Source organism: Nitratireductor sp. PBL-C9 (assembly GCF_050877045.1).
Taxonomy (GTDB): domain Bacteria; phylum Pseudomonadota; class Alphaproteobacteria; order Rhizobiales; family Rhizobiaceae; genus Nitratireductor; species Nitratireductor aquimarinus.
The window spans coordinates 285,690-305,953 of the sequence record NZ_JBPAXW010000007.1; the positions used below are offsets into that span (position 1 = coordinate 285,690).

The 20,264-nt window shown below is 61.4% G+C and carries 21 protein-coding genes and 2 tRNA genes; 10 read left to right on the top strand and 13 right to left on the bottom strand.

The window, feature by feature from the left end; translation table 11 throughout:
- Positions 1–63: 63 nt before the first annotated feature.
- The 3 genes from ACRTG1_RS16450 to ACRTG1_RS16460 all read right to left on the bottom strand — a co-directional run bounded on the left by ACRTG1_RS16450 (position 64) and on the right by ACRTG1_RS16460 (position 2,191).
- Positions 64–1,446, bottom strand: coding sequence for a diguanylate cyclase (locus ACRTG1_RS16450; protein ID WP_432516595.1), 1,383 nt, complete (start codon positions 1,444–1,446; stop codon positions 64–66).
- 231 nt (positions 1,447–1,677) lie between these two features.
- A complete protein-coding gene (locus ACRTG1_RS16455) occupies positions 1,678–2,094 on the bottom strand; it encodes a hypothetical protein (RefSeq protein WP_432516596.1) in 417 nt (138 codons plus the stop codon).
- 20 nt (positions 2,095–2,114) lie between these two features.
- Positions 2,115–2,191: transfer RNA gene (locus ACRTG1_RS16460), tRNA-Asp, on the bottom strand.
- A 185-nt stretch (positions 2,192–2,376) separates the two neighbouring features.
- Here ACRTG1_RS16460 and ACRTG1_RS16465 point away from each other — a divergent pair.
- Positions 2,377–2,452: transfer RNA gene (locus ACRTG1_RS16465), tRNA-Val, on the top strand.
- Positions 2,453–2,538: 86 nt separating this feature from the next.
- Entirely contained in the window at positions 2,539–2,985 is a 447-nt protein-coding gene (locus ACRTG1_RS16470; protein WP_432516597.1) for an acetyltransferase, read from the top strand.
- 117 nt (positions 2,986–3,102) lie between these two features.
- Here the strand turns inward: ACRTG1_RS16470 and ACRTG1_RS16475 are convergent, their stop codons facing one another.
- The 5 genes from ACRTG1_RS16475 to ACRTG1_RS16495 form a co-directional block, all read right to left on the bottom strand.
- Positions 3,103–3,459, bottom strand: a complete 357-nt coding sequence (locus ACRTG1_RS16475) for a hypothetical protein (protein WP_432516598.1) — start codon at positions 3,457–3,459, stop codon at positions 3,103–3,105.
- A 215-nt stretch (positions 3,460–3,674) separates the two neighbouring features.
- Positions 3,675–3,950, bottom strand: coding sequence for a DNA-binding protein HupB (hupB, locus tag ACRTG1_RS16480; RefSeq protein WP_113154937.1), 276 nt, complete (start codon positions 3,948–3,950; stop codon positions 3,675–3,677).
- 257 nt (positions 3,951–4,207) lie between these two features.
- A complete protein-coding gene (lon, locus tag ACRTG1_RS16485; RefSeq protein ID WP_206554518.1) occupies positions 4,208–6,631 on the bottom strand; it encodes an endopeptidase La in 2,424 nt (807 codons plus the stop codon).
- Between the two features lie 326 nt (positions 6,632–6,957).
- Positions 6,958–8,232, bottom strand: a complete 1,275-nt coding sequence (gene clpX / locus ACRTG1_RS16490; RefSeq protein ID WP_113154935.1) for an ATP-dependent Clp protease ATP-binding subunit ClpX — start codon at positions 8,230–8,232, stop codon at positions 6,958–6,960.
- A 318-nt stretch (positions 8,233–8,550) separates the two neighbouring features.
- Entirely contained in the window at positions 8,551–9,183 is a 633-nt protein-coding gene (locus tag ACRTG1_RS16495) for an ATP-dependent Clp protease proteolytic subunit (RefSeq protein WP_113154934.1), read from the bottom strand.
- Between the two features lie 243 nt (positions 9,184–9,426).
- Between ACRTG1_RS16495 and ACRTG1_RS16500 the strand changes: the two genes are divergently transcribed.
- On the top strand, positions 9,427–10,674 hold the full coding sequence (locus tag ACRTG1_RS16500; RefSeq protein ID WP_432516600.1) for a cytochrome P450: 1,248 nt from the start codon (positions 9,427–9,429) through the stop codon (positions 10,672–10,674).
- A gap of 80 nt (positions 10,675–10,754) precedes the next feature.
- Here the strand turns inward: ACRTG1_RS16500 and ACRTG1_RS16505 are convergent, their stop codons facing one another.
- Together ACRTG1_RS16505 and ACRTG1_RS16510 are read right to left on the bottom strand one after the other, a co-directional pair.
- On the bottom strand, positions 10,755–12,038 hold the full coding sequence (locus ACRTG1_RS16505; RefSeq protein ID WP_113154932.1) for an O-acetylhomoserine aminocarboxypropyltransferase: 1,284 nt from the start codon (positions 12,036–12,038) through the stop codon (positions 10,755–10,757).
- Between the two features lie 121 nt (positions 12,039–12,159).
- Positions 12,160–12,681 carry a CoA-binding protein gene (locus ACRTG1_RS16510; RefSeq protein WP_206554516.1) on the bottom strand — a complete coding sequence of 174 codons (522 nt, stop codon included), beginning with the start codon at positions 12,679–12,681 and terminating at the stop codon, positions 12,160–12,162.
- Positions 12,682–12,796: 115 nt separating this feature from the next.
- Between ACRTG1_RS16510 and ACRTG1_RS16515 the strand changes: the two genes are divergently transcribed.
- Both ACRTG1_RS16515 and ACRTG1_RS16520 read left to right on the top strand, forming a co-directional pair.
- A complete protein-coding gene (locus ACRTG1_RS16515; RefSeq protein ID WP_113154930.1) occupies positions 12,797–13,129 on the top strand; it encodes a hypothetical protein in 333 nt (110 codons plus the stop codon).
- 227 nt (positions 13,130–13,356) lie between these two features.
- On the top strand, positions 13,357–13,641 hold the full coding sequence (locus ACRTG1_RS16520; RefSeq protein ID WP_113154929.1) for a hypothetical protein: 285 nt from the start codon (positions 13,357–13,359) through the stop codon (positions 13,639–13,641).
- Between the two features lie 60 nt (positions 13,642–13,701).
- Here the strand turns inward: ACRTG1_RS16520 and ACRTG1_RS16525 are convergent, their stop codons facing one another.
- On the bottom strand, positions 13,702–14,145 hold the full coding sequence (locus ACRTG1_RS16525) for a VOC family protein (protein WP_206546686.1): 444 nt from the start codon (positions 14,143–14,145) through the stop codon (positions 13,702–13,704).
- 2 nt (positions 14,146–14,147) lie between these two features.
- Positions 14,148–14,966, bottom strand: coding sequence for an enoyl-CoA hydratase (locus ACRTG1_RS16530; RefSeq protein ID WP_432516603.1), 819 nt, complete (start codon positions 14,964–14,966; stop codon positions 14,148–14,150).
- Between the two features lie 129 nt (positions 14,967–15,095).
- Here ACRTG1_RS16530 and ACRTG1_RS16535 point away from each other — a divergent pair, with 129 nt between their 5' ends.
- From ACRTG1_RS16535 to argC, 5 genes are all read left to right on the top strand, one after another.
- Entirely contained in the window at positions 15,096–15,566 is a 471-nt protein-coding gene (locus ACRTG1_RS16535) for a PaaI family thioesterase (protein WP_432516604.1), read from the top strand.
- A gap of 279 nt (positions 15,567–15,845) precedes the next feature.
- Positions 15,846–16,310: a 50S ribosomal protein L13 gene (gene rplM / locus ACRTG1_RS16540; protein WP_113154926.1), complete on the top strand. Its 465-nt coding sequence runs from the start codon at positions 15,846–15,848 to the stop codon at positions 16,308–16,310.
- Positions 16,310–16,795 (top strand): 30S ribosomal protein S9, encoded by a 486-nt coding sequence (rpsI, locus tag ACRTG1_RS16545; RefSeq protein WP_113154925.1) that lies wholly within the window; start codon positions 16,310–16,312, stop codon positions 16,793–16,795. The genes rplM and rpsI overlap by 1 nt, the downstream gene beginning before the upstream one ends.
- A 207-nt stretch (positions 16,796–17,002) precedes the next feature.
- A complete protein-coding gene (speB, locus tag ACRTG1_RS16550) occupies positions 17,003–17,950 on the top strand; it encodes an agmatinase (RefSeq protein WP_206549070.1) in 948 nt (315 codons plus the stop codon).
- Positions 17,951–18,040: 90 nt separating this feature from the next.
- Positions 18,041–18,970, top strand: a complete 930-nt coding sequence (argC, locus tag ACRTG1_RS16555; protein WP_432516607.1) for an N-acetyl-gamma-glutamyl-phosphate reductase — start codon at positions 18,041–18,043, stop codon at positions 18,968–18,970.
- 90 nt (positions 18,971–19,060) lie between these two features.
- Here argC and ACRTG1_RS16560 read toward each other — a convergent pair whose 3' ends face one another.
- A complete protein-coding gene (locus tag ACRTG1_RS16560; protein ID WP_432516608.1) occupies positions 19,061–20,179 on the bottom strand; it encodes a COX15/CtaA family protein in 1,119 nt (372 codons plus the stop codon).
- Positions 20,180–20,264: the final 85 nt, after the last annotated feature.

The following is a 20,264-nucleotide window of genomic DNA, read 5'->3' on the forward strand; positions in this document are numbered from 1 at the left end:
TTTATGTGGGAATCAAAACAAACTCGAACATCCGGTCGCCAGACAGCCGAGCCTGCGCATTTCTCAGGCAGCATCATCGTCGCGCTGCAGCTGATGAACTTCGATGCGGTTGCGCCCCAGATCCTTCGCCCGGTAGAGCGCGCCGTCGGCCTTCTCCAGAAGGGTATCCAGATCCACGGATGCGCCTTCGCTCGCGGCAAGCCCGACGCTCAGCGTGACGGTCAGGGAGATCGTGTCGTCGTTGAGGGTCATGGTCTGGGCGAAGACGCTGCGAATTCGCTCGGCCACCTCCAGCGCCTCGCTGCGGCGGCATTTGGAAAGAAGAACCGCGAATTCCTCGCCGCCCACCCGGCCGACAATGTCGTTGCGGCGCAGGCAGGCATTGATGCGGGCAGCCGCGATGGCGATCACCTGATCCCCGGCCGCGTGCCCGTATCTGTCATTGATCGCCTTGAAGTGGTCGATGTCGATCATCAGGGCCGCAAAGGGCTGTGAGAAGCGGTTGAGCGAGCGGATGGCTGTCGCCGCTTCTTCCTGAAACGCCCCGCGGTTGAAAACGCCGGACAGCGTGTCGTGGGTCGCAAGATGCGAGAGCTCGCCGATAAGCCGCTTCTGCTTCGCCATGGCGCTCGCCAGCATCATCGGCGCAAGCGCAATCAGGCTGACGCCGAGCCGCATGGAAATCAGTCCGCTCTCGGTCGTCACATCCACCACATTGGGGAAATAGCCGGCCGACAGCGCCAACAGGCTCCAGAAGCTGAAGATCGAAGTCAGAAGCACGGTGAGGAAGCGCGGATAGACGATGGCGCTCCAAAGCAGAGCTGGAACCGGGAACGCGATGGCGCCCGGCCCGCCGATCTGCACGCTGACCGCGCAGGATGCGACGAGCGCCAGCGCCGGAAGCGCCAGGCGCAGCAGATCCATGCGCGATGCGCTTTTGGGAAGCGACACCCGGCGGGCGGTCAGCATGACCGGGAGAATGGCCACGTAATTGGCGAATTCCGTGACGAACCAGAAGGACCAGCCGCCAAGCGAGGAGCCGCCGAACAGAACCGGATTGGCAACCGCGCCCACCAGGCCCGCAAGGAAAGCCCCGAATCCGATGGCCGCGACCATCAGAGGAATCGATTCCGGCGTTTTCAGGCGGATCGTGTCACGCGAATAGCGCCGCAGCAGAAAATAAGCGCCGCCAACACCGACAAGATTGGCGGCTGTGAGAATCAGCGTCTTGAACAGGGTCGAGCCGGTCAGAAGGTCTGCCGCGAGGAAGCCCAGCGTCGCCATGCCCCAGCCAAACGGCGTCGCGGTCGCCGGAAAGCGCAACAGCATTCCCAGCATGATCGCATTCGCGGGCCAGACGGTCGCCAGAAAGTCGACGGGGCGCGTATAGATGCCGACAAGACAGGCGCACAAGACCACCGCGCCGATCAACAGCGCTGCCGGCACTTGCCCGAACCCCGGGACTGCCGTTTGCGCCCCACTGGCTTCCCGCCCAATCAGCACAGATACGAACTCCATCTACAATCGAAGATCAGGGTATCGGCCAAAACTCACCCTCCGGTTAAGAGGTCGGCTAACGAACTGACTGTGGCGATCTGTGGAGGTTATGGTTAATCGGCTTATGCAGATTCCATTAAATTTAGAGGCATAGGCTGGCGGATTATGAGACCGAGCCAACTAATAGCCTTTTTGTTTCGCGCCGCCCTGCTTCTGTCGCCGGCGACGATCGCGGTCCTTACCTTCATTTATCTGGTGCAGACCGCCGAACAGCGCGACATTCCGCCGAGTGTCGACAGAATCCACACGGCGACGATCCGCTGACGCCCCTGCCCTGACAGGACGACATGGAATCACGGATTGCCGGCTCGCGTGGCCGACCCGGGAGTGAATCGGCGTCAGATCAGAAAAATCAGAGAAAAGCGGCCCGCCCTTGCGTGGCTGCGAATCGCACATGGCGATTCGTACGCAGAGCAAGCGATTGGACCAAAAACCGATAACCGGCTCAATTGGAAGCGGTGCGATAATCTGCTTTGAAATCAGGAAGAAGAAGCCATTTGGCAAAGAGTGTATTTCACTCTTTAGCGCGGCCGCCACTTCTCCAGGGAGAGGAGAAGTGGCGCGAGTGACGGGGCTCGAACCCGCGACCTCCGGCGTGACAGGCCGGCACTCTAACCATCTGAGCTACACCCGCGCTTGAGGCGCTCTGCCGTGGCAGCAACGCGTCGATGAGCGCTGAATTAGGGGGTTCTTGCGGGAGTGTCAAGCGCCCCAAACCCACTTTGTGAAACTTTCTTGATCTTATTCGAATTCGCTCTGAAAAAGCTCTTTTCCACTTGCGATCCGATCGCGAAGCACCTAAAGGAAGCGGCTTGGAATGGGCGATTAGCTCAGTTGGTAGAGCGCTTCGTTTACACCGAAGATGTCGGGAGTTCGAGTCTCTCATCGCCCACCATTCCCTCCCTCATCTCTGCGCCTTTCCTGCCCCGCAAAATGCGGATTTTCAGGCTGCGAGCGCTGTTTTTCCCGCATGGAGCCGGTGTGGCTGAGATTCGCAAAGCCCGGAAAGACGATCTGGTCGATCTGATCGAGATCTGGCGGGGCTCGGTGCGTGCGACTCACGATTTTCTGGCCGAATCCGACTTCCGCGCCATCGAACGGGACGTCGCGGAGAAATATCTGCCCTGCGCGTCTCTCTGGGTTGCCGTTGATGAGCGCGATTCTCCACTGGCCTTCATGGGAATCGACAAATCGCACATCGACAGCCTGTTTGTGGCCCCTGAGGAGCGTGGCAAGGGGCTTGGCAGGCTTCTCATTACCCATGCCCGCCAAATTGCCGGGAATCGTCTCACGCTGGACGTGAACGAGCAGAACGGGCAGGCGCTCGCCTTTTACCGCAGAATGGGCTTTGCGGTGCATGCACGCTCGCCACGGGACGGTGGAGGCCGTCCTTACCCGCTCCTGCATCTGACACTGCGCGCGGTCTGAGGCGCCCGACGCCCGAGCGGGCTGCCGGATCACTGCGAATCTTCCCTTTGAGCGAATTCAGGCGTTTCTCACCGCCCGCACAAGAATCACAGCGCTACGTTGACGGGCTGAACGATTCTATCGGTATTTCTCGGTATCGGCGTCGGTCCACGGGCGGATGAGAATCGTCGCCGCATCATCGTCGCCCTCAACGCGATAGGCAGCCGGCTGCACTCCCGCCGCATCATCCTCAAGCCTGCAGAGAACCTTCTCGACAAAACGCGAAAAGTCGCCGCTTTCCTCAACGAGTTCCGCCGTCAGCGCAAGCTGACAGTCATGCCCCTTCTTCCTGATGTAGAAAGCGTATTCGGCAGCTTCATCAGGCCGCAGATCACGTGACATGGAAAATAATACCGGCTCGAGTTCCCGGAAATCATCCGTCAGCGCCGGGCCTGACAGGATCGCGGCCGCCACAGCCACCAATATGCGCTTCATCATCGGCCCTCCCCGACCGCAAACAATGCGCTGCATAATGCAGATCGCCACCCTGCCACAAGCCCAGCGGGCAAGCGGGGCGACTGGGACCGGGCAGGATCGGGGGACGGAGGGGAAGGACAGGCCACGCCAACGGGCAGGCGGGCAACTGAACAGCAGACAAAAGAAAAGCCGGGTCGAAACCCGGCTTTTCTTGTATTCCCAAAAGGGCGCAATCAGGCGTTGACTGCGTCCTTGAGGCCTTTGCCGGCCGAGAACTTCGGCACGTTGCGGGCCGGGATCTGAACTGCGGCACCGGTCTGCGGGTTGCGGCCGGTGGAAGCCTCACGCCGAGAAACGGAGAAGTTTCCGAAGCCGACGAGGCGCACGTCCCCACCCTTCTTGAGTTCGCCTTCGATAACGGCAAAAACCGCATCGACCGCGGACTGGGCGTCGCCCTTGGAGAGGTTGGCCTCTTCTGCGACTGCGGATACGAGCTCGTTCTTGTTCATGTAATTACCCCTTCCTGATAAGGACCAAGTGATGCGACTCACTCAGCTCGAGGCAGTCTAGGGAGAACAAGTGTCCCGACCAAGCAAGAAATGATCAAAAACTACTCGCAAACCCATGTTTTCCGGGGTTTTCGACAGAAAAGCCGGGCACGAAGCCCGGCTTTTGTCGATTTTAGCGAAATTACGGCCACAAAGTGGCGCAATCCCTTGTGCTGCACCGGCTCGACCGCTTTGCCGAACCGGTTCAGGGCAAGCCGTCAATGGGCGACGGCAGGCCCCTCATTTCCAACGCCAACCTTGCTGGCCGGCTCCGCAGGCTCGACCCATTCAATCGGCTCGGGCATCCGCACGAGAGCATGTTCCAGCACCTCGCCGACGCGGCTGACGGGCACGATCTCGAGACCGTTCTTCACGTTCTCGGGAATGTCAGCCAGATCCTTGGCGTTCTCTTCGGGGATCAGCACCTTCTTGATGCCACCGCGCAGCGCCGCCAGGAGCTTTTCCTTCAGACCGCCAATGGGAAGCACACGGCCACGCAGGGTGATCTCGCCGGTCATGGCGATGTCCTTGCGCACCGGGATGCCGGTCATGATCGACACGATGGAGGTCGCCATGGCAACACCGGCCGACGGGCCATCCTTGGGCGTCGCGCCTTCCGGCACGTGCACGTGGATGTCCTTCTTGTCGAACACGGGCGGCTCGATGCCGAAATCGACCGCGCGCGAGCGGACGTAAGACGCCGCTGCGGAAATCGATTCCTTCATCACGTCACGCAGATTGCCGGTGACGGTCATCTTGCCCTTGCCCGGCATCATGACGCCTTCGATGGTCAGAAGCTCGCCGCCAACCTCGGTCCAGGCCAGACCGGTGACCACACCGACCTGATCCTCGCCCTCGGCCTGGCCGAAGCGATAACGCTGGACGCCCAGATAGTCGGCCAGATTGTCCTCGGTCACTTCGACCTTTTCCTTGCCGCCATCCTTCTTGGCGTTGCGCAGGATCTCCGTCACCGCCTTGCGGGCAAGCTTCATCAGCTCACGCTCAAGGTTACGCACGCCCGCTTCGCGGGTGTAGGTGCGGATGATCTCGCGCAGCGCGCCGTCGCTCACCGAGAACTCCTGCGGCTCAAGCGCATGTTCGCGCACGGCCTTGGGCAGAAGATGCCGCTTGGCGATCTCCACCTTCTCATCCTCGGTGTAACCGGCGATGCGGATGATCTCCATACGGTCCATCAGCGCCGGCGGAATGTTCAGCGTGTTGGCCGTGGTGACGAACATCACGCTCGACAGGTCGTACTCAACCTCGAGATAGTGATCCATGAAGGTCGAGTTCTGCTCGGGATCGAGAACCTCGAGCAGGGCCGAAGACGGATCGCCACGGAAATCCATGCCCATCTTGTCGATCTCGTCGAGCAGGAAGAGCGGGTTGGACTTCTGCGCCTTCTTCATCGACTGGATGACCTTGCCGGGCATCGAGCCGATATAGGTGCGGCGGTGACCACGGATCTCGGCCTCGTCACGCACGCCGCCGAGCGCCATGCGGACATATTCGCGTCCGGTGGCCTTGGCGATGGACTTGGCGAGCGAGGTCTTGCCGACGCCGGGCGGTCCGACGAGGCACAGGATCGGGCCCTTGAGCTTCTTCTGACGGCTCTGCACCGCCAGATACTCGACGATCCGCTCCTTGACCTTCTCGAGACCGAAATGGTCCGTGTCGAGCACGTTCTCGGAAAATTCGAGATCGTTCTTGATCTTGCTCGGCTTCTTCCACGGAATGGAGAGCAGCCAGTCGAGATAGTTGCGCACCACGGTGGCCTCTGCCGACATGGGCGACATGGTCTTGAGCTTCTTCAGCTCGGCCTCGGCCTTCTCGCGCGCTTCCTTGGAGAGCTTCGTCTTCTTGATCCGCTCTTCGAGCTCGGCAGCCTCGTTGCGGCCGTCCTCGCCCTCGCCGAGCTCCTTCTGAATGGCCTTCATCTGCTCATTCAGATAGTACTCGCGCTGGGTCTTCTCCATCTGCCGCTTCACGCGGCTGCGGATACGCTTTTCCACCTGCAGCACGGAAATCTCGGCTTCCATGAAGCCCATGGCCTTTTCAAGCCGCTCGCGCACGGAGAGCGTGGCCAGCATTTCCTGCTTTTCAGGGATCTTGATCGCCAGATGCGAGGCAACGGTATCGGCCAGCTTCGAGTAATCCTCGATCTGGTTCGCCGCACCGACCACTTCGGGCGAAATCTTCTTGTTCAGCTTGACGTAATTCTCGAAGTCCGAGACCACCGAACGCGCCAGCGCCTCGATCTCGACCTGGTCTTCTTCCGGCTCGGGAAGCAGATCGGCGGTTGCCTCGTGAAACTCCTCACGATCACTGAACTGCGAAACACGCGCACGCGACGTGCCCTCGACCAGCACTTTCACCGTGCCGTCGGGCAGTTTCAGGAGCTGCAGAACGTTAGCCAGCGTACCGATATCATAGATGCCACTCGGCTCCGGATCGTCGTCCGCCGCGTTCATCTGCGTCGCCAGCAGGATCTGACGCTCGGCGCCCATCACCTCTTCCAGCGCCTTGATCGACTTGTCGCGGCCGACGAAGAGCGGAACAATCATATGCGGGAACACCACAATGTCGCGCAGGGGCAACACGGGATACAGAGCACCACCAGCGGTCTTGGGGGTATCAGTCATGTTTCAGCCTTTCAAACCGCAGCCGCTCAAGAGCCAGCCGCGGACTTCAGTCTATCCGGCCAGAGCGTTATCCACCAGAAGCACCCGCATTGTCGCGCGATGCGTGAATGGAAACCACCCCACCTTTGCTCCCCCCTTAGTTGGAGACATGGACCGAGAAGATCAAGGGCTTACGCATGATGCATGGGCCGGACACACAGCAAGCGCCCTTCAGGCTTCTCGATCTGGGCAAACGGTGGACAAGAACAGTGCAGACAACACAACGTCACCGAAGCGGAGCCCCGGTGACGCTGAAACGCTTTGCACATTGAAACGCCGAACAATCGTCAGGCGCTCGCATTGCCTTTTTCCTGCTCGCGCTCCGCATAGATGTAGAGCGGGCGAGCATTGCCGGCGACCACCTCATCGGAGATCACCACTTCCTGGACGCCTTCCAGCGCCGGCAGTTCGAACATCGTGTCGAGCAGGATCGCTTCCATGATCGACCGCAGGCCACGGGCGCCGGTCTTGCGCTCGATTGCCTTGCGGGCAATCGCGGCAAGCGCGTTCTCGTGGAAGGTCAGCTCGACATTCTCCATGTCGAACAGACGCTGATACTGCTTCACCAGCGCGTTCTTGGGCTCGCTGAGGATCTGCACCAGTGCAGGCTCGTCGAGGTCCTCAAGCGTCGCCAGAACCGGCAGACGGCCAACGAATTCGGGGATGAGACCGAATTTCAGCAGATCTTCCGGCTCGACCTGGCGGAACAGCTCGCCCGTCGGGCGATCTTCCGGAGAGGCCACCGTCGCGCCGAAGCCGATGGAGGTCTTGCGGCCACGGTCGGAAATGATCCTGTCGAGGCCGGCAAAAGCGCCGCCGCAGATGAACAGGATATTGGCCGTGTCCACCTGCAGGAACTCCTGCTGGGGATGCTTGCGACCGCCCTGCGGCGGTACGGAAGCGACCGTGCCTTCCATGATCTTCAGCAGCGCCTGCTGCACGCCCTCGCCCGAAACATCCCGCGTGATCGAAGGATTGTCGGACTTGCGCGAAATCTTGTCGATCTCGTCGATATAGACGATGCCGCGCTGCGCCCGCTCGACATTGTAGTCGGCCGACTGAAGCAGCTTGAGAATGATGTTCTCGACGTCCTCGCCCACATAACCGGCCTCGGTCAGCGTCGTCGCATCGGCCATGGTGAAGGGCACATCGATGATGCGCGCCAGCGTCTGAGCCAGAAGCGTCTTGCCGCAACCGGTCGGGCCGATCAGCAGAATGTTGGACTTGGCGAGTTCGACCTCGGCATTCTTGGATGCGTGGGCCAGGCGCTTGTAGTGATTGTGGACGGCCACAGACAGCACGCGCTTGGCATGCGCCTGACCGATCACATAATCGTCCAGCACCTCGATAATTTCCTGCGGTGTGGGCACGCCCTCGCGCGACTTCACCATCGAGGATTTGTTTTCCTCGCGGATGATATCCATGCACAGTTCGACGCACTCGTCACAAATGAAGACAGTGGGTCCCGCAATAAGCTTGCGGACTTCGTGCTGGCTTTTGCCGCAGAAGGAGCAGTACAGCGTGTTCTTGGAGTCTCCGCTGCCGTTGCTGGCCTTGCTCATGTCTTACGTCCTTTCACTACCACCGGCAGGTCGACCCGCACTTGCCGGGCGGTCATGGTGCCTCGGAACACGATAGCCCCGGGCGGTCCACGCTCTGTCCTCGAAACGAAACACAAATCCGAAAACGCGGCAACCATACCGAGCCCCTGTCCAGACCTTGGATCTGGAAACTCAATATAGACTTAACGTAGGCGTTCACACACCGGCTGCAAACACAAAAATGTGACGGAAATGACGCAATCGGCGGCAAATGCCGGCCAAACCGCGCCATGCCCGGCACAAGGCCGGGCAGACCGATTGCAAAAGCCGCGTTCCGAATCAGGATTCGGCTGCTTTCTCGGGCGTGTCGCGGGAGCTGACAACCTTGTCGATCAGGCCAAACTCCTGCGCCTCGTCCGAGGTCATGAAATGATCGCGGTCAAGCGTGCGCTCGATCGTGTCGTAATCCTGCCCGGTGTGCTGGACATAGACCTCGTTCAGACGACGCTTGAGCTTGATGATGTCCTGCGCGTGGCGCTCGATATCGGACGCCTGGCCCTGGAAGCCGCCCGAAGGCTGATGCACCATGATGCGCGCGTTCGGCGTCGCAAAGCGCATGTCCTTGTGGCCGGCGCACAGAAGCAGCGAGCCCATCGACGCAGCCTGGCCGATGCACAGCGTGGAGACCGGCGGCTGGATGAACTGCATCGTGTCGTAGATGGCCATGCCCGACGTCACCACGCCACCCGGCGAGTTGATGTAGAGCGCGATCTCTTTCTTCGGGTTCTCTGCCTCAAGGAAGAGGAGCTGCGCACAGACCAGCGAGGCCATGCTATCCTCGATCGGGCCGGTGATGAAGATAATGCGCTCCTTGAGGAGGCGCGAGAAGATGTCGTAAGCCCGTTCACCCCGGTTCGTCTGCTCGACGACCATGGGCACCAGATTCATGGCGGTATCGACGGGATTCGGCATGAAAACACCTTTCGGTTTGAGGTCGCACGCCCGATTGGCTGGCGCACGCAAAAGCGGCAGAATCGTTTGGTTCAACGGGATAGATATGATGCCCCATTCCCCCGACGCAAGAGCAAGCCTTTATCTTGATGATCGCCGGCGTCCGATTCGCCGGTTCTGACAGCCCCATACCGCGCCCTGCGCGCGACGCAATGTACCCATCGGGGCCCCCTTGAGGCGCCCATCAAGCCGGACCGCACCATCATGCCCCAACGACCAGCCCACCTCCTCTACGATCATGACCGCAAAGCCGTTCGGCTCGATCCGCACGATCCGGACTTCGTTCAGGATCCCTACCCTGCCTATGCGTATCTGCACGCCCATGCGCCCGCGTTCTTCTGGGACGACTTCGGCTTCTGGTGCCTGACCGACTATGAAAGCGTCAACCGCGCCCTGCGCGACCGGCGCCTTGGACGCGAGCAACCCGCCGACCAGAAGCCCGATCCGGCCACGCGCACGCATCTGAAGCATTTCGACGCCATCGAGGCCAACTCGATGCTTGAGATCGAGCCGCCCGTGCACACGCGGCTCAGGAAGCTCGTCAACCGCGCCTTCGTCTCACGCCAGGTCGAGCGGCTGCGCCCCCGCGTCGAGACGCTCTGCCACACGCTGATCGACGGTTTTGAGCAGACCGGCGAAGCGGAGCTGCTTGAAGCCTATGCAACGCCCATTCCGCTGGTGATCATCACGGAGATGCTGGGCGTGCCCACGGATATGGGGCCGCAGCTCGTGGAATGGTCGCATCGCATGGTCGCCATGTATATGCACGGCTCTGACGAAGAGACGCAGCGCAGCGCCGATGAGGCCGCGCGCGATTTCGCCGCCTTCATCCGCGACTACGCCAGAAAGCGCAGCGCCACACCGGGCGATGATCTGCTGAGCCTGCTCATCGCCGCGCAGGAAGATGGCGAACGGCTGAGCGAGGATGAGCTTGTCTCTTCGGCCATTCTTCTTTTGAACGCAGGGCATGAGGCAACCGTGCACCAGCTGGGCAACGCCGTATCGACCCTGCTGGCGCAGGGCGGCGATCCGCGACGCTTCTTCGGCTCCGACGCGGATGCGGCGGCAACGGTGGAGGAATGCCTGCGCTACGATCCGCCGCTGCACATGTTCACCCGCTATGCCTATGAGACGGTGGAGGTCGCTCCGGGCCTGACCCTGAAGCCCGGCGAGACGGTCGGCCTGCTTCTGGGCGCAGCCAACAACGACCTGACGGCTTTCGAGGAGCCGCGCAGTTTCCGCCCCGGACGCCCCGACCAGAAGAATGTGTCGTTCGGCGCGGGCATTCATTTCTGCATCGGCGCGCCATTGGCGCGGCTGGAAATGCAGGTGGGGCTAAAGGTTTTGTTCGAGCGCCTGCCCTCGCTCGCCCTGAAGACGCCGCCGGCCTATGGCGACACCTACCATTTTCACGGGCTGGAGCGGCTGGACTGCGTCTGGGACGCCTCCTAGCGCCCCCACCTCCCTGCAATAAGAAACGGCGCGGGCCTTTCAGCCCGCGCCGTTATTGCATTCGCGATCAGTCGCTTCGATCAGATTTTGGCGAGCGCCTGCTCCAGATCGGCGATGATGTCTGCCACGTCCTCAATGCCGATGGACAGGCGGATCACATCGACGCCGGCGCCAGCCGCCGCCTTCTGCTCGTCGGAGAGCTGGCGGTGGGTGGTGGAAGCCGGATGAATGATCAGCGACTTGGTGTCACCGATATTGGCCAGATGCGAGAAGAGCTCGACGCTCTCCACCACCTTCACGCCCGCATCGAACCCGTCTTTCAGGCCGAAGGTGAAGACAGCGCCAGCGCCCTTGGGCGAATACTTCTTCATAAGCGCGTGGTTGGGATCTTCCGGCAGGCCCGGATAGGAAACCCACGACACCTTGTCGTGCCCCTTGAGCCATTCGGCCACCTTCAGCGCATTGTCGCTGTGGCGCTGCATGCGAAGCGCCAGCGTCTCGATGCCGGTGAGGATCTGGAAGGCGTTGAAGGGCGAGATCGCCGGACCGAAATCGCGCAGGCCCAGAACACGGGCTGCGATCGCGAAGGCGAAATTGCCGAAGGTCTCGTGCAGAACCATGCCGCCATATTCAGGGCGCGGCTCGGAAAGCATCGGATACTTGCCGGACTTCGACCAGTCGAACGTGCCGCCATCGACCAGCGCGCCGCCTACGGAATTGCCGTGGCCGCCCATAAACTTGGTGAGCGAGTGCAGCACGATATCCGCGCCATGCTCGATGGGACGCAGCAGGTAGGGCGACGCCATCGTGTTGTCGACGATCAGCGGCAGGCCGTGACGGCGCGCAATGTCGCCAATCTTTTCCAGATCCACGAAAGTGCCGCCCGGATTGGCCAGGCTCTCGACGAAGATCGCCTGCGTGTCGTCATCGATCTGGCTTTCGAAACTGTCGAAATTCTCCGGATCGGCCCAGCGGACATGCCAGTCGAAATTCTTGAAGGCATGGCCGAACTGATTGATGGAACCGCCGTAAAGCCTTTTGGCTGCGATGAAATTCGCACCCGGCCGCATGAGATTGTGGAAGGTGAGCAACTGAGCCGCATGGCCGGAAGCCGTGGCCAGCGCAGCCGTGCCGCCCTCAAGGGCTGCAACGCGCTCTTCGAGCACGGCCTGGGTGGGATTCATGATGCGGGTGTAGATGTTGCCGAAGGCCTTGAGGCCGAACAGCGAAGCGGCATGGTCCGCATCGTCGAAGACATAGGAGGTGGTCTGGTAGATCGGCGTGGCGCGTGCGCCTGTCGCCGGATCGGGCTGGGCCCCTGCATGCACCGCCAGCGTGTCGAAACCGGGAGTACGCTCACTCATATGACAATCCCTCCATGTCAAAATCCCTCCATGTCAAAAATCAGGGTTGCGGGCATCAATACAGAGCCCTTGGTCGCAGGCAAAGGAGATTTATGCCCCGCCGACCGGCTGCACTGAAAAATCAGCGCTGGCGAATGCCGAAGCTCTGGAAACCTTTGCGCATGATCGGCTTTTTCGACGAAATCACGCGGCTGTTGACGCCGTTCCAGCCGATTTCGCGTGAAAGCCGCGCATATTCGATCTTCGGGCAGCGATCCATCACGACCTGAATGCCCTTCTCCTCAAGCCGTTTTGCAGACGCATCGTCACGCACAGTTAGCTGCATCCAGACCACTTTGGGGAGCGTCTCCATGGCGAGGATCTCTTCCGTCAGGCCCGGAATGGCGGAGGATGGGCGGAAGACATCGACCATGTCGACGGGCTCGGCGAGATCGGCAAGCGTTGCGGCGACGGGACGACCGGCGATCTCCTTGCCGGCCTGACCGGGATTGACGGGAAACACCGTGTATCCCTTGTCGATCAGATACTTCGTGACAAAGAAGCTGGGCCTGACCTCATTGGCCGAAGCACCCACAATGGCGACGCTCTTCACCGTGTTCAGAATGCCGGAAATATAGGCGTCGTCGTAACTGTCGTGGTTCATCGTCGCTCCCGAACCCTGCGAATGCCGCCTCAATCTCGGCAAAGCCGCAGGCTATGATATGATATTCGTTATCCGCTGCACCCGTTGCAGCCTGCTCAAAGCAAAGTGACCGATCATGTTGAGATACATCGCCCTGACCCTTGGAATGGTCGTTCTGGCCAGCCCTGCCGGAGCCATATCCCGCTACACGTCAACTGCCATGAGCTGTGCCGAGGCGCAAGCCAGGATCAATGCGGAGGGTGCTGCGATCATGCGCTACCAGTCGCGCAACAATCCGAGCCTGCCGCGCTATGACCGCTATGTGGCGAATGAGAATTTCTGCCCGGTGGCGCACATCGCCGTGCGCGATTACATCCCCACCGCAGACCGCGAATCCTGCCCGGTTCTGCGCTGCAAGGCGGAGATGCGGGAGCGGCTTTTCGACCGCCGGTGGATATTCCGGAACTGACGGGAACGGCCCACAGAAAGATGCTCCGGATGCGGTCTCCATGAGAACCGTCCGGCGTTATATTGCTATAAAAGAACATCTCAAAAATCATTGATTTATTTAACTTTATAGCCGCTTTTACCGGCAATTTTCCTGCTGCATAACGTCCCGGCGCGCCCCTGAAGCCACCAGCATTTCTGGCCGGCGAAAAGCGTGTTTGAAAGTCAAAAATTTCAGAAAGGGAAGCTATGCGTAAGTCATTGATGTTAGCCGTTGCCTGCGTCCTCCTTTACCCCAACAGCAGCGCTCAGGCAGGTGGTCAGACCTGCAGGGAGCTTCAGGATTCCATCAGCGAAAACGGGGCGGTCATCCTGCGTTATCCGTCGAGCACCGCACAGGCTCCCCGGCGCTACGACCGGTTTGTCGCGGATCAGAGCGAATGCCCTGCGCATTATGAAACACTCAAAGTGCGGCTTTTACCGGCGCTCGATACCGATGCGTGCCCTGCCCATGTGTGCTGGAGCGACGACTAGATCGCCTGCTTCACGCCAGGCATTTGCGGAGGCGGCGCGTTTGTCGCCCCCGTAGATCGCTCAATCCGGCAGCGAGATCGCGCCGTCGTCGCTGATCGGAAAATCCGGATTGAACGCAACCTCCCAGAGGTTCCCCTCTGTGTCGGCAAAATACCCCTGAAACCCGCCCCATGAGGCATGAGCGGCAGGTTTCACGATCCGGCCACCCGCTTTGGCGGCGCGGTTGAGCACGACGATCACATCGTCCTCGCTGCGCGTGTTGTAGGCGAGCGCCACACCTGAATGCCCGGCCGCCGCCTCATGGGCTGCGCGATAATTCTCTTCGCCGACATCGGCCACAAGCTCCTCGCGCGGCCAGAGCGCCAGGATCATCCCGCCCATCTGGAAGAAGGCGACACCACCCGTCATCTTGCGATTACGCTCAAGCCCCATGGCCTCGTAAAACGCCACCGCGCGCTCCAGATCGTCTACGCCAAGCGTGATCAGCGAGATGCGCGGTTCCATGCCTACTTCCCTTTCCACTCGGGAGCGCGTTTTTCGATGAACGCGCCGATGCCCTCTTCGGCATCACGGGCGAGCATGTTCTCGACCATGACCCGCACCGTGTAATCATAGGCCTGTGACAGCTCCATCTCGGCCTGTGCATAGAACGCCTCCTTGCCGATCTTCAGCGTCAAAGGCGATTTGGAAGCAATGGTTTGCGCGAAATTCATCACGGTTTGATTCAACGCATCCTGCGGCACGACCCGGTTGACGAGACCGAAGGCATGCGCGCGCCCGGCATCGACCATCTCGCCCGTCAACAGCATCTCCATCGCGTGCTTGCGCGAGACATTGCGCGACAGGGCGACCATGGGCGTGGAACAGAACAGGCCGATATTCACGCCCGGCGTGGCAAAGCGCGCCGTCTCGCTCGCAACCGCCAGATCGCAGGAGGCGGCAAGCTGGCAACCGGCAGCGGTGGCGATGCCGCTCACCTCGGCGATCACCGGCTTGGGATGACGCACGATGGTCTGCATGAGGCCCGAGCAGAGGAGCATGGTCTTTTCGAAGAACGCCCTGCCCCGGTCCGCATCGGCGCGGTGGGCCGTTAGTTCCTTCAGATCATGACCGGCGCAGAACACCTTGCCCTCGGAACGCAGCACGATGACCCGGACCGCATCATCGTCGCGGGCGCGGTCGAGCGCTCCCTTCAGCGCCTCCATCATGGCGATCGAGAGGGCATTGGCCGGCGGGCTCGCGAGCGTGATCTGCACAATGCCGTCCGCCTCACTGACTGAAACCGGCGCCTGGACGCTCTCCTGCACTGCCGCCGCATTGGCCATGGTCTTCCTCCGTGTTCATGAACCGCCGTCACCATAGTGCCGCTTGTGTTGCAACGGCAATCCGGCAATTCTCTTCGCAGCCGGCCTTTTGCGACAGATCCAGCCGGCGTCGAACGGGAGGTCAGGATCATGGATATGAAGCGGGAAGGCACAAGGCCGGACAGCGCGCTCCAGCCGGTGATGGACGCTGAAGAGGTCAATCTCTATCTGCGCGATGTCTTTCCCCAGGCCTGCAGCGGGGAGACGCCCGATTATCGCGCGCTGGAAGTCTGGCCGGGGGGCTGTACGGTGCGTCTGGAAGCAGGCTTTCAGCATCTGCGCCCCGGCGACACGGTGGCCGGCCCCTCGCTCTTTGCCCTCGCCGATATCGGCGGCTATGTCTGCGCGCTCTCCCATGTCGGGCGCAAGGCGCTGGCCGTCACCACCAACCTGAACATCAACTTCATGCGCAAGGCCGGGGCAGGCGTCGTGGACGGCCATTGCCGCATCCTGAAACTGGGCCGGCGGCTGATGGTCTTCGAGGCCGAGCTGGTGGCAGGCGACACGGACGAAACGGTTGCCCACGCGACCGGAACCTACTCCATTCCACCCTCAAAATAGGCTTCTGCGCGGCTGAAGCGCGCCAAACGGGCGTCAATTCATGCGGTATTATAATACCATATTTTTAAACCATTGTTTTTATTGATTTTTTCATCGCAATACTCGAAACATTGCGCTTGACGATCCCCCGGTCCGTCTATAGGTAACCATCGCTGCACCTCGAATGTGGTGCTGCATTGGTTTGCGCTGGCCGAATCCGAACCGGATAAGATCGCCGCGAACACAAGCAACAAGAAACGCCCTGCCTTCGGGCCGGGTCCAATAAAACGGAAAAGACCCATGAAAACCTTTTCGCAGAAGCCTGCGGAAGTGACGAAGAAGTGGATCCTGATTGACGCCGAAGGTCTCGTCGTCGGTCGTCTGGCCACCATCGTCGCAAACCGTCTCCGCGGCAAGCACAAGCCCACCTTCACCCCGCATGTGGACGACGGCGACAACGTCATCGTCATCAATGCCGACAAGGTGGTCTTCACCGGCAAGAAATACACCGACAAGAAATACTACTGGCACACGGGTCACCCCGGCGGCATCAAGGAGCGCACTGCGCGCCAGCTGCTCGAGGGCCGGTTCCCCGAGCGCGTGGTTGAGAAGGCCGTTGAGCGCATGGTTCCGCGTGGCCCGCTTGGCCGTCGCCAGATGAAGAACCTGCGCATCTATGCAGGCGCCGAGCACCCGCATGTCGCCCAGAACCCGGAGACGCTCGACGTCGCCGCCATGAGCAAGAAGAATGTGAGGGCCCAGTAATGGCCGAAATCAACTCCCTCGAAGAGCTGGGTGCGGCAACCGCTGCGCAGAACGCCGAGCAGGAAGCTGCTCCGGTGCATGTGCAGAAGCTGGACGCACATGGCCGCGCTTACGCCACCGGCAAGCGCAAGAACGCAATTGCCCGCGTGTGGGTCAAGCCGGGCTCCGGCAAGATCACCGTCAACGGCAAAGAGTTCGCGGCTTACTTCGCACGCCCGGTTCTGCAGATGATCCTGCAGCAGCCGATCGTTGCTGCCGACCGCAACGGCCAGTACGACGTCGTCGCCACTGTCGTTGGCGGCGGCCTGTCCGGCCAGGCCGGTGCAGTTCGTCACGGCATCTCCAAGGCTCTGACCCATTACGAGCCGGAGCTGCGTGGCGTCCTCAAGAAGGGTGGCTTCCTGACCCGCGACAGCCGCGTGGTTGAGCGTAAGAAGTACGGCCGGGCAAAGGCTCGTCGTTCGTTCCAGTTCTCCAAGCGCTAAGCTTCACGAACTTCCAAGAACGAAAAGCGGGCCTTCGGGTCCGCTTTTTTCTTGCGCAGATTTTGCCTTCCCCCTACCCATTGGGCCGATGGAGCGGTTCACCGCCTCATGGCGTCGCAGCCGGGCTCTGTCTTTATTGTTTCACCGCATTCGTGCGGATGTCAGGCGGGTGGGCCTGACTGCGAAATGCTCTGAAGGAGGAGCGCCATGCCGTCGAATTCCATCGACAATGCCTTCACCGCCCGCGGTCTGACGGGCGCGGCCAGCGACCCGACCTATGCGGGAGCGCTCTCCTTCATGCGCCGCAAATTCACCAAATCGCTGAAGGGCGCCGACGCCGTCGTGTGGGGCATCCCCTTCGACGCCGCCGTTTCCAACCGGCCGGGCGCGCGTTTCGGCCCGCAGGCGATCCGCCGCGCCTCGGCGATCTTCGACAATGATCCGCAATATCCGTTCGACGCCGATCTGTTCGAGGCGCTGGCCGTCATCGATTATGGTGACTGCCTTCTGGATTACGGCAATCACCAGAAGACGCCGGCGACCATTGAGCGCGAAGCGGCAAAGATCCTCAAATCCGATGCGTTTCTGCTTTCGCTTGGCGGCGACCACTTCGTCACCTGGCCGCTTTTGAAAGCGCATGCAGCAAAGCACGGGCCCCTCGCCCTCGTGCAGTTCGATGCGCATCAGGACACCTGGTATGATGACGGCAAGCGCATCGACCACGGCTCCTTTGTCGGCCGCGCGGTGCGCGACGGCGTCATCGATCCGGCGGCGTCCATTCAGGTCGGCATTCGCACCCACGCGCCGGAGGATTGCGGCATCGCCATTCTCCACGGCCATGACGTGGAAGAGATGAAGGCCGGCGAGATCGCCGAGGCCATCATGGCCCGCGTCGGCGACCGGCCTGCCTATGTCACTTTCGATATCGACTGCCTCGACCCCGCTTATGCGCCCGGCACCGGAACACCGGTGGCCGGCGGCCCATCCAGCGCCCGAATGCTTTCCGTTCTGCGCCAGCTCGGCGCGCTCGACATCGTCGGCGCGGATGTGGTGGAGGTCGCTCCTGCCTATGACCATGCCGACATAACGGCCATCGCGGGCGCGACCATCGCCATGCACTATCTCGGCCTTCTCGCGGCGCGAAAGCGACGATAAGAGCTGAAGCAGCGATTCAAGCGCTTTGCGGATTGATTCCGCCGGCGCGCATAACCAGTTGAAATCCGACTCTTTTCCAGGACTGACACCATGACGGCGAAAATCTTCATCGATGGCGAACACGGCACCACCGGCCTGCAGATCAGGACGCGGCTGGCCGAGCGCCGCGACATCGAAGTGATCTCCATTCCGCCAGAAAAGCGCAAGGACCCGGCTGCCCGCGCCGAATTCCTCAACGCTGCCGACATCGCCATTCTGTGCCTTCCCGACGATGCCGCGCGCGAAAGCGTCTCGCTGATCGAGAACGACAGCACCCGCGTGATCGACGCCTCGACCGCGCATCGCGTGGCCGAAGGCTGGACCTATGGCTTCGCCGAGATGGACAAGGCGCAGGGCGACGCGATCCGCACGGCAAAGCGTGTCGCCAATCCCGGTTGCTGGCCGCAGGGACCCATCGCCTTCCTGCGCCCGCTGATCCAAGCCGGCCTGCTGCCAGCCGATCTGCCGATCACGGTGAACGGCATTTCCGGCTATTCCGGCGGCGGCCGCACCATGATCGAGGATTACGAAGCGAAGGGTGACGCTGCGCCGGAGTTCATGCCTTATGGGCTGTCGCTCAACCACAAGCATCTGCCGGAGCTTCAGGCCTATGCAGGCCTTGCCGGCGCGCCGCTCATGCAGCCGGCTGTCGGCGATTTCGCGCAAGGGATGCTGACCGCCCTGCCCCTGCAGCTTGGTCACCTCGACAGCGTGCCGACGGGCGCCGAGATGCATGCCGCGCTCGCCGACCATTACAGCGCCATCAAGGATGGTGTGGTGAAGGTCGCTCCTTACGGCGTGATCGAGCGCACGGAAAAGCTGAACCCGGAAACCCACAACAACACCAACGACATGACGCTGCATGTCTTCGTCAACGATGCGCGCGCGCAGGCCCTGCTGGTCGCCGTCTATGACAATCTCGGCAAGGGCGCTTCCGGCGCTGCCGTGCAGAACATGGATCTGATGCTTCAGGGGCTCTGAGCCTCCAGACATCGCCCAATAAAAAAGGCGCGTTCCCGTGGGGCGCGCCTTTTTGTTTTGGGGCGTTTTTGTTTGGAACGCTCTGCGCGGCTAGATCGCCGCGTAGACCTCATCTTCGTCACGCTGGCGGCGTGGTGCGCCGGGCAGCGGATAAGGCCCCTTCGTCGCGCGCCAGTGGGCGCAGGCGAAGAACAGAACCACCAGCGCCACGCCCTGATGGGTGAGCGCCACGTCGATGGGCACGACCATGAGCAGCGTGACGATGCCAATGGCCGCCTGCACCAGAACGAGAGTGGCAAACAGGACCGCCCGGCGCGCATGCGGTGTGGAGGGCGCACGGCGGAGCACGAACACCATCTGCCAGAGCGCCAGCGCCAGAAGCACATAAGCGCCGAGACGGTGAATGAACTGCACCATCTTGGGGTTCTCGAAGAAATTGAGCCAGGCGGGCGTCTGCGCGAACAGGCCGCCCGGCACCAGCGCCCCATCCATCAGCGGCCAGGTGTTGTAGGTCATGCCTGCGCGAAGACCGGCCACGAGACCACCCAGATAGATCTGGAAGAGGACGGCGACCACCATCCAGCCGGCGAAGCGGCGAATGCCCTCCTCGGCCCGCCCCGTCGAGTGGGGCGCAAGCCCGCGCGCCACCAGCGCGGTGGCGGCGAAGATGAAGCAGGCGATGGTGAGGTGCGTGGCCAGCCGGTACTGGCTCACATCCACACGGTCGACAAGACCGGAGGCGACCATCCACCAGCCGACCGCGCCCTGAAGCCCGCCAAGCGCCAGAATGCCGAGAAGCTTGGGCTTCAAATCGCTTTCAAGCCGCCCGGTCATCCAGAAGAACGCCAGCGGCAGCGCAAAAACGAAGCCGACGCCACGCGCCAGAAGCCGGTGCGCCCATTCCCACCAGAAGATGGTCTTGAACTCGCCAAGGCTCATGCCCTTGTTGATCTGCTGGTATTCGGGGATCTGCCGGTACTTCTCCAGCTCTTCCTGCCATTCGGCTTCGCTGAGCGGCGGGATCACGCCGTGGATCGGTTTCCATTCGGTGATGGAGAGGCCGGATTCGGTCAGCCGCGTCGCGCCGCCGACGATCACCAGCGCAAACAGCGTAAACAGCACAAAGTAGAGCCAGAGGCGCACGAATTTTCGATTGCGCAGCAGGGTTTCCTGCGGAACTTGCGCGGTTGCAGCACTGGTAGCAGTCATATCCACAGCGTCAGCCATCATCGTTTCGGAAGAAGTCTGTAGGTGAACCAAAGCCCGGCAAGTTGCAAGCCGCAGCGCCAATTAC

What these genes read in the sequence shown, in the direction of transcription:
- ACRTG1_RS16535 (WP_432516604.1), top strand. Translation starts at nt 15,096, where the DNA reads ATGGATATGAAGCGGGAAGGCACAAGGCCGGACAGCGCGCTCCAGCCG.
- ACRTG1_RS16495 (WP_113154934.1), bottom strand. Translation starts at nt 9,183, where the DNA reads ATGCCGAATCCCGTCGATACCGCCATGAATCTGGTGCCCATGGTCGTC.
- hupB (WP_113154937.1), bottom strand. Translation starts at nt 3,950, where the DNA reads ATGAACAAGAACGAGCTCGTATCCGCAGTCGCAGAAGAGGCCAACCTC.
- ACRTG1_RS16505 (WP_113154932.1), bottom strand. Translation starts at nt 12,038, where the DNA reads ATGAGTGAGCGTACTCCCGGTTTCGACACGCTGGCGGTGCATGCAGGG.
- argC (WP_432516607.1), top strand. Translation starts at nt 18,041, where the DNA reads ATGACGGCGAAAATCTTCATCGATGGCGAACACGGCACCACCGGCCTG.
- rpsI (WP_113154925.1), top strand. Translation starts at nt 16,310, where the DNA reads ATGGCCGAAATCAACTCCCTCGAAGAGCTGGGTGCGGCAACCGCTGCG.
- speB (WP_206549070.1), top strand. Translation starts at nt 17,003, where the DNA reads ATGCCGTCGAATTCCATCGACAATGCCTTCACCGCCCGCGGTCTGACG.
- ACRTG1_RS16475 (WP_432516598.1), bottom strand. Translation starts at nt 3,459, where the DNA reads ATGAAGCGCATATTGGTGGCTGTGGCGGCCGCGATCCTGTCAGGCCCG.
- ACRTG1_RS16520 (WP_113154929.1), top strand. Translation starts at nt 13,357, where the DNA reads ATGCGTAAGTCATTGATGTTAGCCGTTGCCTGCGTCCTCCTTTACCCC.
- ACRTG1_RS16530 (WP_432516603.1), bottom strand. Translation starts at nt 14,966, where the DNA reads ATGGCCAATGCGGCGGCAGTGCAGGAGAGCGTCCAGGCGCCGGTTTCA.
- rplM (WP_113154926.1), top strand. Translation starts at nt 15,846, where the DNA reads ATGAAAACCTTTTCGCAGAAGCCTGCGGAAGTGACGAAGAAGTGGATC.
- ACRTG1_RS16560 (WP_432516608.1), bottom strand. Translation starts at nt 20,179, where the DNA reads ATGACTGCTACCAGTGCTGCAACCGCGCAAGTTCCGCAGGAAACCCTG.
- ACRTG1_RS16500 (WP_432516600.1), top strand. Translation starts at nt 9,427, where the DNA reads ATGCCCCAACGACCAGCCCACCTCCTCTACGATCATGACCGCAAAGCC.
- ACRTG1_RS16525 (WP_206546686.1), bottom strand. Translation starts at nt 14,145, where the DNA reads ATGGAACCGCGCATCTCGCTGATCACGCTTGGCGTAGACGATCTGGAG.
- clpX (WP_113154935.1), bottom strand. Translation starts at nt 8,232, where the DNA reads ATGAGCAAGGCCAGCAACGGCAGCGGAGACTCCAAGAACACGCTGTAC.
- ACRTG1_RS16510 (WP_206554516.1), bottom strand. Translation starts at nt 12,681, where the DNA reads ATGAACCACGACAGTTACGACGACGCCTATATTTCCGGCATTCTGAAC.
- ACRTG1_RS16515 (WP_113154930.1), top strand. Translation starts at nt 12,797, where the DNA reads ATGTTGAGATACATCGCCCTGACCCTTGGAATGGTCGTTCTGGCCAGC.
- lon (WP_206554518.1), bottom strand. Translation starts at nt 6,631, where the DNA reads ATGACTGATACCCCCAAGACCGCTGGTGGTGCTCTGTATCCCGTGTTG.